Origin of the sequence: Olleya sp. HaHaR_3_96 (genome assembly GCF_019278545.1) — a bacterium.
In the GTDB taxonomy this organism is placed as follows: domain Bacteria; phylum Bacteroidota; class Bacteroidia; order Flavobacteriales; family Flavobacteriaceae; genus Olleya.
Window position 1 is genome coordinate 374,040 of the sequence record NZ_CP058987.1, and the last position, 13,758, is coordinate 387,797.

8 protein-coding genes are annotated in these 13,758 nt (G+C 33.7%); 1 reads left to right on the forward strand and 7 read right to left on the reverse strand.

Translation table 11 applies throughout. From position 1 onward, the window contains the following. Positions 1 to 77: 77 nt before the first annotated feature. The 3 genes from H0I26_RS01600 to H0I26_RS01610 form a co-directional block, all read right to left on the reverse strand. Positions 78 to 461 carry a hypothetical protein gene (locus tag H0I26_RS01600; protein ID WP_218700727.1) on the reverse strand — a complete coding sequence of 128 codons (384 nt, stop codon included), beginning with the start codon at positions 459 to 461 and terminating at the stop codon, positions 78 to 80. 63 nt (positions 462 to 524) lie between these two features. After that, positions 525 to 1,895: a DUF5689 domain-containing protein gene (locus H0I26_RS01605; protein ID WP_218700728.1), complete on the reverse strand. Its 1,371-nt coding sequence runs from the start codon at positions 1,893 to 1,895 to the stop codon at positions 525 to 527. 32 nt (positions 1,896 to 1,927) lie between these two features. After that, a complete protein-coding gene (locus H0I26_RS01610; protein WP_218700729.1) occupies positions 1,928 to 4,819 on the reverse strand; it encodes a carboxypeptidase-like regulatory domain-containing protein in 2,892 nt (963 codons plus the stop codon). 140 nt (positions 4,820 to 4,959) lie between these two features. On the opposite strand from H0I26_RS01610, the gene H0I26_RS01615 reads away from it, so the two are divergent. Further along, the gene (locus H0I26_RS01615) at positions 4,960 to 6,021 is read left to right on the forward strand and encodes an endonuclease/exonuclease/phosphatase family protein (RefSeq protein ID WP_218700730.1); all 1,062 of its coding nucleotides are present in this window, start codon (positions 4,960 to 4,962) and stop codon (positions 6,019 to 6,021) included. A gap of 68 nt (positions 6,022 to 6,089) precedes the next feature. On the opposite strand, the gene H0I26_RS01620 is transcribed toward H0I26_RS01615, so the two are convergent. The 4 genes from H0I26_RS01620 to H0I26_RS01635 all read right to left on the reverse strand — a co-directional run bounded on the left by H0I26_RS01620 (position 6,090) and on the right by H0I26_RS01635 (position 13,671). Beyond that, positions 6,090 to 6,515: a hypothetical protein gene (locus tag H0I26_RS01620; protein WP_101015524.1), complete on the reverse strand. Its 426-nt coding sequence runs from the start codon at positions 6,513 to 6,515 to the stop codon at positions 6,090 to 6,092. Between the two features lie 109 nt (positions 6,516 to 6,624). Then, complete coding sequence (locus H0I26_RS01625) at positions 6,625 to 9,168, reverse strand: TonB-dependent receptor (protein WP_256935231.1); 2,544 nt, start codon at positions 9,166 to 9,168, stop codon at positions 6,625 to 6,627. 315 nt (positions 9,169 to 9,483) lie between these two features. Beyond that, positions 9,484 to 11,124: a choice-of-anchor J domain-containing protein gene (locus H0I26_RS01630; RefSeq protein ID WP_218700731.1), complete on the reverse strand. Its 1,641-nt coding sequence runs from the start codon at positions 11,122 to 11,124 to the stop codon at positions 9,484 to 9,486. A 12-nt stretch (positions 11,125 to 11,136) separates the two neighbouring features. After that, complete coding sequence (locus H0I26_RS01635; protein WP_218700732.1) at positions 11,137 to 13,671, reverse strand: TonB-dependent receptor; 2,535 nt, start codon at positions 13,669 to 13,671, stop codon at positions 11,137 to 11,139. Positions 13,672 to 13,758 lie beyond the last annotated feature (87 nt).

Genomic DNA, 13,758 nt, shown 5'->3' on the forward strand with positions numbered 1-13,758 from the left:
TGCCATGCTAACTGTTATGGACAAAAAAAAGCCCACTATAAATAGCAGGCTTTGTAATTGTAATAAAAAATTTAAAACTATAAACTTTGAAGAAGTATCAATCCAAGTACTAAGCAGACAAAAGGTAAGCTAAACAACATCATTAGATTATGCTTCTTTGCTTTGCTTTTATTAAACTTAGCATTTAAAACTTTTCTAGTTTTTCCATTATATTTTAGCCAATTTTTAAAATGAATAGCGATAGCAGATAATACAAATAGTGTCCAAGCTTTTTCGCTTGATATCGTCGATGCATTCATCTTAGTTAAAAAAGTAGCTACAAATACACCCAACAAAAAGCATAGAGCTATTTGCAAAGTAGAAATATAAAATAAAGCTATAGTATTCGCCTTTTGCTTAAACTTTGTTTTAAACGCTGTAAATACGGTAAAGAAAAACTGATCAAATTTATTATTATTCATAAATTATTAAAATGTGTCGCCCGCTTCACTTCAAGTGGTTCTCTTTTAAGATTGAAAATTAAATTATTGTACTGTTACAAATACATTATCCAAATGCACCGTTGAGTTTAAATTATTAGTATCACTCCCTGTGTACACAAAAGCAATGTAACCTAGTCCAGAAAATGTTGACAAATCGATATCTCCAGAACCTGTCCAAGTATACCAATTATCAAAATTAGCCTCTAAACTTGACGTAAACTCTAATGTTTGCCAAGTTGCATTTAAAATACCGGCTGGTGTCCCATCAAAATTTGTGGAAATATAAACTTTTATTGCGTCATGTCCTACATCTGGATATGCATGTTCTGTTTGAAAAGTTAATATTTCTCCATCTCCTTGATCTAAATCCAATACAGGAGAAATAAGCCACCCTGTATTATTACTATCTCCTGATGATAAAGCAGAAAACTCAGCAAATCCATTACCTTGATATACTTGCTCTGTCCAAGATTCGCTACCCTCCTCAGTACTATTCAACCAACCCTCAAAATTAAAATTAGTATTATCTGAAGCTTCCGTAAAATAAGCAGTTAATAAAGGTTCAGAACAAGGCTCAAGATTATTAAAGTGTAGTGCTTCTGGTGTATTTATATAGAGAGTATAAAAGTCGTCATAAAAATCTCTAGTTAAAACCCCATCAATACTACCTCGGTTATCAGGTAAAGCCACACTTTTAAAATCAGAAAAGGTACTTGTACTTAAAATAACACTATTTCCTAAGCAATTAAGCATGACACGCTCGCCATTAAAACTATCATTATTTTCTGAAGCAAAAGTCTGTCCCATATGATCATCAGCAAATGTCATATTATTCAATCTAATATATTGACTTTCTAATCCGTCTGAAAAATCGACAATAGAAACTTCTTTTGCAATTACTGCAGCAACCTCGTCAGTCCTTTTAATATATTCTGTCACTTGTGTGCTGGGAATCCGCGCTATCTGACCACCTTCTAACCTCCCTAACTGAATGACACCATTACTTTCTCCTACTGCCAAACCGTTTAGTTTGACATATACTTTACGTCCAAACTCATACTGAGTAAACATAGGATTTTTATCTACTTGAATGACAATAGCTGCTGTTGGGTTTTCCGGAGCATCCTGTATAACTAACTGTTTATAAAAATTCCCGCCCTCATCACTTGAAACAACATAACCTTCGGTATATTTTTCTAAAACACCTTCTGCTACTGCTTCATAAGTTACCGGATCTCCGGTACCTGTTCCAAAGTTTCCTAAAACAGCGCTAATCGAATTAAACTGAGCTTGGTCATTTGGATATGCCGTAATCCCTGAAAGGCTCGTAGGTATATCAAAATTATCATCTTCTACGCAACTAATACAGACAAAAAAACTAACTAATAACCATGCTACTTTGTAAGTCTTCATTTTTCTTGAATTTATTTTTTCTTTATACATAATTAAAATCTTACATAGACATTTAAATAATAAGTAGTCCCATTTCCAAAAAAATAACGATTCCCAAAAACAGGTCCATTAACATTAGTTTGTTCTACTAATTGACTTCTGTAGTCGACACGTCTAGATTGCTCAAATCCACCAGTTTTGTACTCTTCATTAAGTACATTATTAATTGTTGCAAAAAAACCAGCAAAATAATCTCCCATCCGCCAGGACTTACCACCAATTATATTGACTAGCATATAAGAATCAAACTGTTCTTGCTGCAATAATTGTTTAGCAATATCCGGATCTATATTATTAATCTCACCGCCAGTTAAAACATAAACAGCTCCATCCGCCGTACCTTCCTGAAACTCCGCTTCTGAATATAATTCTGGATCCGTTACAAAAGCCGCACTTCTTTTTATTGCACTTGTATTGACATAAACCTTAGAAAAGTGGTTAGCAGTAACACCAACATTCCAATATCCTGGATCACGATACTCAAAACCTAATTGTAATGCTTGCTCTGGTCCTCCAGAAATATGTAAATTTTCAAGGTTTGTTGTTCCGTTTCCAAAGACCGCACGTCCCACACCAAATTCTTGACTATAAAAAGTTAAATTAGGGTTATTGTTATAGGTATATTGCCCAACAGAAACAGCACCTTTCAACTTTACCGTTGGGGTCACCTGGGCTTCTATACCAAATTCAGCTCCTATCCGCTGCGTTTCTATCCCCGTGACTGCTTCTTGCACTAAATTATTGCCTACACCTTCACTATAATAAAAACCCGTTTCTGTCCCTTTTTTAAAATTAGAATAAAACCCTGTTAATCGTGCTTTTACAATTGTAGATCTAAAAATATAACTAGCATCTATACTTGTAATAATTTCACTATCGACATCTTCAATAAGCATATTAGACTGTCTAACATTAGCAAACGTATTTCTCATATTAGGCGCCTTAGTCATGTATGCTCCATTAAAATCCAATATATGCCGACCAGACACTTTATAAGTTACGCCTGCTTTTGCTCCAAAATTTTTAAATTGAACTTTTTCTCCCCTACCAAAAGAATGACCGGTAAAATAACCGTTTTCAAAAAGGCCCTCCCGTTGATAATTTGTTGTTGAAACATTACCCGCTAAATAAAAGTCTACTTTACTATAATTAAATACAGATTGCGCAAAAGCACTACATACAGTAGCATCAATATTATAATTATATTTATAACGCTCTCCTTCTGTAACTATCCTATTAGGATTTCTTATATCTGATTGTGCTGTTGTTAATGTACCATCCGTAGATTCTGTTGTTTCATCAGAGAAAAAATCAACATCTAAATAACCTGTTCCTCCCAATAAATCCGAAACCAATGCAAAATTTTCACTTTTTAAATGCCTATAATTTACTGCTGCGTTTAAACGAATGTTATCACTTAACTCTGTATCAAAAATAGCATTAGCCATTAACTGCTTATCGTCTACACGATCTTCTTGAATAGCATAAATTGAATTAAACCCTTGATTTGCTGAATCTGTATTAGCTGTATAAAGGTCGTTCCAATTAAACTGACCATCATTTTGAAACGTTTGCCGCGCTATATACGCTTGTTCATAATTATAAGCTGTTGGACCTCCTTCAACATTCAAAAAATAACTTGGTAAATTTTGATAATACGTAGGGTCGGTATTACGCGCACCTCCAATGTAACTATCCTGTCCTTGAAAATTGACTAAACGCGTCCCGCCATTATCTACTCTAGTATTTCCAGAAGTCCCGAATTGATAGCCAATATTTGTATTAATCCCTGTTTTTTCAGAAATATTCCAATAATGATTCAACATGATAATAGGTTCTTCTATTTTACGTATTCTAGAGTTTCTTATTTTACCATTTTGTTCTCCCCAAAAAGGATTGTATTGCCTTCCTTTTAAATTAAAAACTTCGTCCGTTAAAGCGGTCCCTTTACCTCTTCTATTTTTAGCGTAAATAGTCGTTAAGTTAATACTATGCCTATCATTAATTTGTTTTTCTACAGAAGCTGCGAAAGAGTTAGCATCATACAACGTGCCCTCTACATACCCTCCATTGCCAAATCTTCTAGAAGCTAACACACTATACGCCCAGTTATTTTTCATTATACCAGAGTTATAGCTTAACATTAAACGCCCTTGATAGCTTCTATTAGCAGATGCCAAAGACAAACGTCCACCCTTTCGGTATTTAGAAGCTCTCATAATAATATTATTTGTCCCTGCTAAATCTCCAAAACTATAATCATTAGAAGCCATTCCCATTGAAAACTCTTGGTTACGTTGCACATCATTAATTCCGCCCCAGTTTCCCCATTGTGGTCGACCTGTATTTTGTTTATTCAATTCAAGACCGTTTATTAACACTTTACTGTTAGCATTATCCAGACCTCTTGGCCTAAAAAAGGTTGCACTAAAATCGTAAGCTGCTGCACTTAAAAAAGCATCTTTAGAAGATTGTAATAATCCCGACACATTACTAGTTAACCCATCGTCTTCGCTATTCAATTGATCATCGGAAATAGAAATAATATACAACGCATTATTATCAACGACATTAAACGTTAATACCATATCCTGTATATCTATCGTTTGTCCTTCGTTTATAATTATGGGATACCGTTTTGTAGTGTACTGTAAATGTTCAATTCTTAAAACCTGCTCTCCTAACGGAATGTTTTCATGAAAGTAAAATTGCCCAAAATCATCCGTACTTGTAGATAAACTAGAGTCTTCAATAGTAACAATCACTCCAACAATGGGCAAATTAGTTATCGCATCATTCACACTCCCCTTTACCAAGGTATCCTGAGTTAAAAGAGCATTATTTGCGAGCATTACAAATAAAAAAAACAAAAAAGGTCTTATCATAAAGAGGGATTAAGATAAAAGTAGCGTTGTTACTTTACATATTGATTTTTAATGACTTAGTATTTTATAGTATATTTAATAAATATATACTTTTACAGAACAATCTACAAATAACATTCTCAAATACAATACATTAAGAGATGAAACACTTAAATTACCACCTTATTTCCTTTTTACTACTGATTTTTACAAATGTAAATGGACAAGAAAAAAAGAACTTCCGAATACACACTGTAGCATTTTACAACCTTGAAAACCTATTTGACACCATTAATGATCCTACCAAATATGACGAAGCAAGTCCCATGATGGAGATTAAGGCCAATCGTTCTAAAATTTATAAGAAAAAAATACAAAATATGGCACGTGTCATTTCTGACATTGGTAGCGACATTACGCATAATAGTCCTGCATTAATAGGCGTGTGTGAAATTGAAAATAGTACGGTCCTAGAAGACATTGTAAATGATTCTTTATTATTACATAAGGATTACGCAATTGTCCATTTTGATGGCCCAGACAACAGAAGCATAGATGTGGGGCTTTTATATCAAAAATCATTATTTCAAGTTATCTCAAAAAGCACACATACTCTAAAAATATATGATAGCGAGAGTCATAAACGTCAAAACACAAGAGACCAATTACTAGTCACAGGAAAACTAGAAGAAGAAACAGTACACATCATTGTTAATCATTGGCCATCAAGACGTGGAGGAGAAGCTAAAAGCAGACCTAAACGCATTGCTGCCGCCAAACTTAATAAACACTTAATAGATAGCTTACAATCCATAAATCCCTATGCAAAAATAATAACTATGGGCGATTTAAATGATAACCCAACAAACGCCAGTGTAAAAGATATCTTGAAAGCTGAAAGAAAAAAAGAAAAAGTAGCCTTTAAAGGTATTTACAACCCATTTATAAACATGTTTAAACAATCTGGCTTAGGAACTACTGCCTATAGAGATGCCTGGAGTTTATTTGATCAAATAATGATGACTAAACCATTTTTGCATAAAGACTACTCTAATTGGACCTACTACAAAGCCGGTATTTTTAACCAGAATTATCTAGTGACAAAAAAAGGACGGTTTGAAGGTTATCCACTACGTAGTTTTGCTGATGGCGGTTTTACCAATGGTTTTAGTGATCACTTCCCTGTATACATATATTTAATTAAAGCAATAGAAACTAAATAACCATTCGGGTAAAAAAAGTTTGATATAAACGCATAAAAAAAACGACCATATGGTCGCTTTATTTTATGTTATAAATTAAACCATGCTTTCCATGGTAATTTTGCTAAGACTAAAAGGAATGCTAATGTATAAAAGATAGCCAAAGGTTTCAATTTCCCTGCAGAGGTCAATTTCTTTTTATGTTTAGAATAACCGATGGTAATAAAAGCGACTGCCAAAATCATTGCAACTGGATGTTCTACTGCGTTAGAACGTAATGCTGAATTCCCCATCACTTCCTTCATAGAGCTCTCTCCAAAATAATCTTGCGCAAACCACAAAACAATACCTAATAGTAATTGAATATGAGAGACTATTAGTGTAAATAATGCAATACGAAAATCCAAAGGCTCGTATTCCTTTTTTCCAAAATACTTTATTAATGCATTTGCAGTTGCAATTATCATCATAAAAAATACTAGATAGGCCCAATAGGAGTGCAACATTTTTATCATAATTCTTGTTTTAATTAGTTATACCGCAAATGTAGTAATTATTAGGCATAAAAAAACCGCTTCTGTACAGAAGCGGTTTTAATACGTAGATTTAAACTAAATCTTATGTTTAGAAATTAAAACGAACACTTGTATTCCAAGTTCTTCCGTAACCAAATCTACCTGTATTTGATCTATTAATTCCTTTATAATTTTCTGATTCTATTGCTGAAGCTGCAGTAGTCCCGTTTACAGATTCTAAATAAACTTCATCAAAAACGTTATTTACATTTAATCTAAATTGTAAAGACGTTTTACCCGTTTCACCAAATAATAATTTATATGATAACCCTGTATCAACAGTATCATAAGAAGGCATAGACAATGGAGCAACTCCTAATGAACCTGTAGAAAAGACATCATTATACCAGTTCCATCCAGCATCGATACTAAATCTTGGTAAAAACTCGTAGCTACCATTAATACCTGCAGTTACCTGTGCAGCACCACCAACGTTAAAACCATCAATAACGATATCTTCGTCGTCACCGACTTTATTACCATCATTATCAAACGTTCTTAAGGTAGCATTATCCTTAAACTGCCATTCACCTAAAGCTACAAATCCATTAAGTTTTAAATTATCTAAAGGACGTGTCATTACTTCTAATTCTACACCGTAATGTACTTGTTTTACTCCTAATGTTTGGTAACTTAAAAAAGCATCACCAATCTCTCCATTACTATTATACTTCGTAACATTATCCCAAGTAGTGTGATATACGTTTAAGTTTGCGGAAATTGCGCTACCTCCGTTAAATTGATAACCAGCTTCTAAACCTGTAATTTCCTCATTTTCAGCTTCAGGTGATAATAAAGTATTACCTTCTCTGTTATTTTGGTATAAATTATCATGAAAAGGTTGACGAGAATAGTAACCAGCGTTAACAAAAACTTTATGTGCATCGCTTAAAACATAAGCACCACCCAGTTTCACATTGTAACCAAGATTATTTACCTTATCTGACTCTTCTGAAACTCCAGCTTCTTCAACATTTAAAAATTCTGTTCTAACATGTGATTGATTAGAAACAGCTCCTTGAAAAAACGTAGAGAAATTATCTTTAGAATACTCTAGTTGACCAAAAACACCAGCATAGTTAATCTGCTCTTCATAATCATATCCAAAACGTTGTGAGTGATCATTATTTTGATTAAAAAACACTTCCCAAGGGTTAATTCCTCCTGCTTCAGTTAATTCATAATCTAAACCACCACTATATCCAGAATTAGCAGTCACTGCATCTACAGATATAAACTCTCTAACATCTCTAAAATGGAATCCATTGTACAAACGTACGTCAGCTCCAAAATTTAAGTTTAAATTTTCTGTTAATTGATTGTTGTAGTTTGTTACTAATCCAAACCAATCATGATTATTGTTAGATCCTCTTGCATACGTTACATCATCTCCAGAAGTTATTGCCTGAGCAAAACTTCCTCTACCCATAGAGCCATAAACTACCGTAGACAATTCAGAATCTTCATCGATTGTCCAATCCCAACTTATGTTAGCTACTGGCTTATGATAGATATTTCTACCTCCTGGATAAGCACCACTACTTAAAGTATTCGAACTATTTACATTATCATAATTCCATGAATTATAACGTCTACCTTCCTCTAAAAACTCTCCTATAGAACCACTTCCTGCAACAGCATGCGATTGCGGCGCCCCTGTTAATAAGAAGTTTAATGTATGATTTTCATTTGGTTGGTAACCTACAGAAAAGAAATATGTTTGTCCTTGACCATCTGTATTGTCAACATAACCATCACCTTGCCAGTGACCTAATAATCCAGAAAAAGACCATCCCTTTTCGTTTACTCCTGTTGAAAAATATGCTGTAGTTTTAGTGTAACTATCGTTAGCTACCATTTGCTGTACAAAACCACCTTCTTTTCTGTCAATAGTCTTTGTTACGATATTTACCGTTCCACCTACTGAAGAAATAGCTAATTTAGAAGCTCCTAAACCTCTTTGTACTTGTATTGCATCAGCAACATCCATTACACCAGACCAGTTAGACCAGTACATTCTACCATCTTCCATTCCATTAATTGGTTGACCATTTAGTAAGAATGCCGTGTTTGTTTGATCAAAACCACGTATAAACATTTGACCATCTCCAAAACCACCAGATTTAAGATTTTGAACAGAAGGTGTAGACTTTAACACCTCTGGTAAATCCCAATTACCAGCTTTTTGTTGAATTTCTGCTGCCTTAATTGTAGATACAGCAACCGGCGTTTCTCTCCCCCCAGCTAAATCAATTACACCTTTTCCAACGACAACAACCTCGTCTAAAGAATTATCTGGTGTTAAGAAAATATTACCAAGGTTAATACTATCGCTAAAAGAGATTGTTTTTTTACCATAACCTACATATGAGATTATAAGAACACCTGAACTTGCCTGTGTTTCAAAAGTAAACGTACCATCAAAATCAGTAATTGTACCATTACTTGTACCTTGCTCAACAATACTTGCACTTGGCAGTGATGAGTTAAATTCGCCGTCCATAACTGTACCAGTAACAGTACTTTGAGCCATTGTAAATGCAGAAAACATTAATGTCACTGCAAAAAACATAACTTTAATTGTGTTTTTCATTGTCTTAAAATAAAGATTTGTTAATTTCAAATTTCGTGCAAAAGTACAACTATTTCTTATTCTAACATTAACTTAACGTTAAGAACTGTTCTAAATAAAATCACAAAAAGAACGATTTATAAGCTACCCACTACATCGTATTGTTGATGGAGATGTTGCCAACGGTTTTAGTAATCACTTCCTTGTATAAATATTTTTAATTAAAAGTAACAGAAATTAAAGAACCTTTCGCTAAAAATAAGAAAAGCTTGTTTTTAGGCATAAAAAAACCGCTTCTTTACAGAAGCGGTTTTAATATTATATTATTATTAGAAACTATTGGTATATCCAACTACCTCCCATTTTAATAACTGCAAAGTCTTCAGTGGTATTACTACCATTATACACCTCTATAGTAACAACATATTTTTGTTCATCTGCTGCCGACGGGTCAATTTGATCTAAAACTACAGCGACTGCTTCCAATACCATTGCGTTAGTCCATTCTGCAGGATTCCCCGCTCTTCTATCCATATTACCATAGTTAATCATACTACTCGTTGCTGTTGGATAATCAACAGCTAAAGCTGTACCTATATTTGCATAGTCATCAGCAGCTAAAGTATACCTAATGGTGTTATCAGGAACCCAAACACCATTATCAAAACCAAACTGAAGTGTTGTAGAAATAGTTGATTCGTAACCAGAAAACTCACCGTTAACAACTGAGTATAAATTACCTCTTCTTTGCGCTCCAGTAGAACTTGAGAAATAATCATAAATTACGATTAACTCTTCATCTTCCTGAGCAAAAGGAAAGTTTAAATCCAAAAATGTTGGTAAATAATTATCTGGAGACAATGAACTACTAAAATTATTATACTCACCAGGTTGTCCTGAAGCCGTTCCCATTGCATCATAATCTGCAGAACTCAAATAGTAAATACCTTCCATTGCAACCCATTCTCCTGCAGAATATGTAAAATACTCTCCTTTAGAATTAGTAGCACCTGTAGCCCCTAAAGTCTTAATAGACATATTAGCAATTCTCCATCGAGAAGCATCACTATCTGTAGACTCATACTTGAATGCTACGTTAATTTGTTGACCATCATAAGCAGAAAAATCATAATCTTCAGAAGAAGCCATATCTCCTGTAGCAGGATTAGCTAAAGAAATTTCGTCCCACGTTGCAGTTAACACATCACCTGCATAATCAGTAGCTACTAAAATTTTAACTAATGATGCATCAGTAGCAAAATCAAGTTCTTGAGTAATTTGAAATTTAAGGTTATCCTCACCATCTAAATCAATAGCTGGAGATACTAACCATTCAATATTTGCAACTTGAGTTCCAAAATATCCATTACCTCGGATGTTACCAGTTTCAGTCGTCCATACTTCATCTCCTCCAAGTTCTTCTTGACTTGTCCAACCCTCAAAACTTCCTGCAAAATTATAGTCTATAATACTAGCTAAACCTACAACAGGAACTTCCGTATACTGCTTGTATTTAGCTAAAACAACTTGTCCTTCTGTCGGACTTGTGATTTGTGTTCTTAATACATCGGGAACTAAAGACACTGCATCTATATCTGGATAAAAACCAAAAGCATCACTTCCAGTAGTAGCATAATCTGAATTAGTTAGTTGATAAACATCAGAATTAGTCAAATCACTAACTCCTTCTGCGTTCCCAACATATAATTGATATCCAACTAAAACAGAAGAACCTTGTCCCCAAAATGGATATTTATTAGCTAGAAAGTCTGGCATAAGTAATTTAGCTTCTTCAATAGAACTAAAACTACCAAAACCTAATTCTAATTCTGCATAATCATCACCTGTAAGTATATAAGACTCAGAACCAACAATAGGATCTGCTGTTGCATCTAGATCATTATAGATGTCTTCAATTGGGTTACAACCCACTAAGGTTACCCCTAAAATAGCTAAACAATAAATTATTCTTTTCATTTTAAATATTTTTTAAAAATTAACTTTTAATGCTACACTATATGTTCTTCCTGCACCGTAATACACTTGTGCTGTAGATGAAGTCCCATCCAAATCATTAGCATCCGAAATATACTCTGTATTAAAAACATTATTAACCTTTCCGATTAATGTCGCATCAAATGAACCCACTGCAAAACCATGTCTCATACCAACATCAAATAATCCAAAATCAGGCACTTCCCAAACATCAGGTAGATCAGCACTAGACCTATTAGTCACATCATAAGAGGCATAGTTATCACCTGCAAAATTATAATCTAAATAAATATTAGATTTTTGTGCTAATTTATAATCTAACCCTAAAGCAAATGTCGTTTGAGCTGCATCACCAACTTTTATACCATCAGCAACAACCTCCACTACATCAATTTCATCTCCAGCTTGATTTCTTATAATTGAAGACACATTACTTTTCCATTGCCAGTCACCTACAGATGCCATACCTGTTAACGTAATTTTATCGTTTGCTTTATATTTAAAATCAAGTTCAACACCTTGATGTAATGCATCTACACCTTGTAAGTTGTAAAAAAATAAATTTTCACCAGTACCTATAGATCCATTAAGAGACTTATCTAACCATTTTGTATAATAAACATTTACATTAGCACTAAATTTTTCTCCACGGAAACCGTATCCTAATTCAGCACTAAACACTTTTTCATTTACTGCATTTTCATTAGCATCAAGTCCATCTTCATCTAAAAACACATTCACTAAAAATGGTGCTTTTGAAAAATATCCTACATTAACAAATACATTATTATTTGCATCTAAATTATAGTTACCACCACCTTTAGTTCCATAACCAATAAAGTTAACAGATTCAGATTCTCTGCTTCCAATTATTGTATTATTCATGTATTCTCTCTTCTTATAATTACTATTAGAAACATCTGTAGCAATAAATAAGTTTAATTTTTCAGTCACTTGGTATTCAGCTTGCGCAAATAATCCATATCTCTGAACAAGACCATCATAATCTTTATTGTATCTATCTCCAACTTTAAGAGCTTGTCCATAAGCGAAAGTATCCGTCTCATTATCTAAGAAAAATTGTCCTCCTAATAAATCATCTACTTGATACCAGTGAGATCCTAAATAAGAACGCGCATCTAAACCTCCTGAAATTGTCAATTTATCATTAATTGCATTTTTATAAGTTGATAATAAACCATACCATTCATGTGAGTTTCTAGAAGAAGAAATAATATCACTAGAACCACTTACACCGTTGGCTTGATTTTCCGTAACTACTTTATCAAAATCTATCGGTTGTAAACCTGCTGTTCCAATTCTGTAATCGTCAGACCCTATCTTAGAACCTTCATCTCTTCGTCCACCACCAGAACCAAAAGAAGCATAAACTGCTGTTGATAATGCAGAATCATCAGTAATATTCCATAAGTGATTAATAGACATTTGTGGTTTATGGTAAAAGTTGTAAGATTGATGATATACCTCACCATTCTTATATCCCCAATCTCTATTTGCTTTTTTAGGTCCTGAATCTGTATCTTGAAGTTCAGCTATAGTAGAACGATTAAAACGTTGCCCATGTTCTTGTTGAGAACCAAAAGCCGTAAATGATAATCTATGTGCATCGTTTAATTGTTGTGACAAATTAAGAAAGTAGTTGTATCCTGAAAACTCTGTTCCATCAACATAACCATCCCCTGTTATTTTAGAAGCACTTACTGATGCTGCAAAACCCGTATCACTTAAACCCGTTGAATACGTCATACCGTATTTAAAATAACCATCATTAGCAATACTAGTTCCAAAGTTACCTCCTTCAACAGCATCCGTTGTTTTAGTAAGGATATTTATTGTCCCTCCTACTGAAGCCACCGCTACTTTTGAAGCCCCTAAACCTCTCTGAACCTGCATGCTAGATGTTACATCACCTAAACCAGCCCAGTTACTCCAATAAACAGCTCCGTTTTCCATATCGTTAACGGGAACACCATTAATCATTACTGCGACATTTTCAGAATTAAACCCTCTAAGATTTATTCTACTATCACCGTAACCACCACCTTGTTTTGTAACATAAACACCTGGTGTCGATTTTAAAATCTCAGGAAATTCTTGAGTTCCTAGTTTTAACTCAATGTCTTTAGCCCTAATAGTAGATACTGCAACAGGTGTTTTTCTGTCTACAGCTACGGATGCTATAATCATTATTTCATCCAAACCAACTTCGCTAGAAACTAATGCAACTTCACCTAAATTTTTGTTACCGCTTATTTCAATCTCTTGATCAATAAATCCAACATAAGATAAAACAACCTTAGTTGTAGTTGATTTAGTTGTTAATGAAAATTTTCCGTCAAAATCGGAAGATGTTCCATTAGAAGTACCTGATTCAATAATGTTAACTCCTAATAAAGGCATTTTTGTCTCAGAGTCTACCACTGTTCCAGAAACAGTACTTTGAGCCATTGTAATTGCAGAAAACAATAATGTCACTGCAAAAAACATAACTTTAATTGTGTTTTTCATTGTAAATAATTAAGATTAGTTAGTTTCGAATTTGTGCAAAAATACGACTAAATACAGATGTAATATTAACTTAATGTTAACATATGC

Coding starts and splice junctions, on each gene's coding strand:
- H0I26_RS01600 (WP_218700727.1), bottom strand. CDS start 461: ATGAATAATAATAAATTTGATCAGTTTTTCTTTACCGTATTTACAGCG.
- H0I26_RS01605 (WP_218700728.1), bottom strand. CDS start 1,895: ATGAAGACTTACAAAGTAGCATGGTTATTAGTTAGTTTTTTTGTCTGT.
- H0I26_RS01610 (WP_218700729.1), bottom strand. CDS start 4,819: ATGATAAGACCTTTTTTGTTTTTTTTATTTGTAATGCTCGCAAATAAT.
- H0I26_RS01615 (WP_218700730.1), top strand. CDS start 4,960: ATGAAACACTTAAATTACCACCTTATTTCCTTTTTACTACTGATTTTT.
- H0I26_RS01620 (WP_101015524.1), bottom strand. CDS start 6,515: ATGATAAAAATGTTGCACTCCTATTGGGCCTATCTAGTATTTTTTATG.
- H0I26_RS01625 (WP_256935231.1), bottom strand. CDS start 9,168: ATGAAAAACACAATTAAAGTTATGTTTTTTGCAGTGACATTAATGTTT.
- H0I26_RS01630 (WP_218700731.1), bottom strand. CDS start 11,124: ATGAAAAGAATAATTTATTGTTTAGCTATTTTAGGGGTAACCTTAGTG.
- H0I26_RS01635 (WP_218700732.1), bottom strand. CDS start 13,671: ATGAAAAACACAATTAAAGTTATGTTTTTTGCAGTGACATTATTGTTT.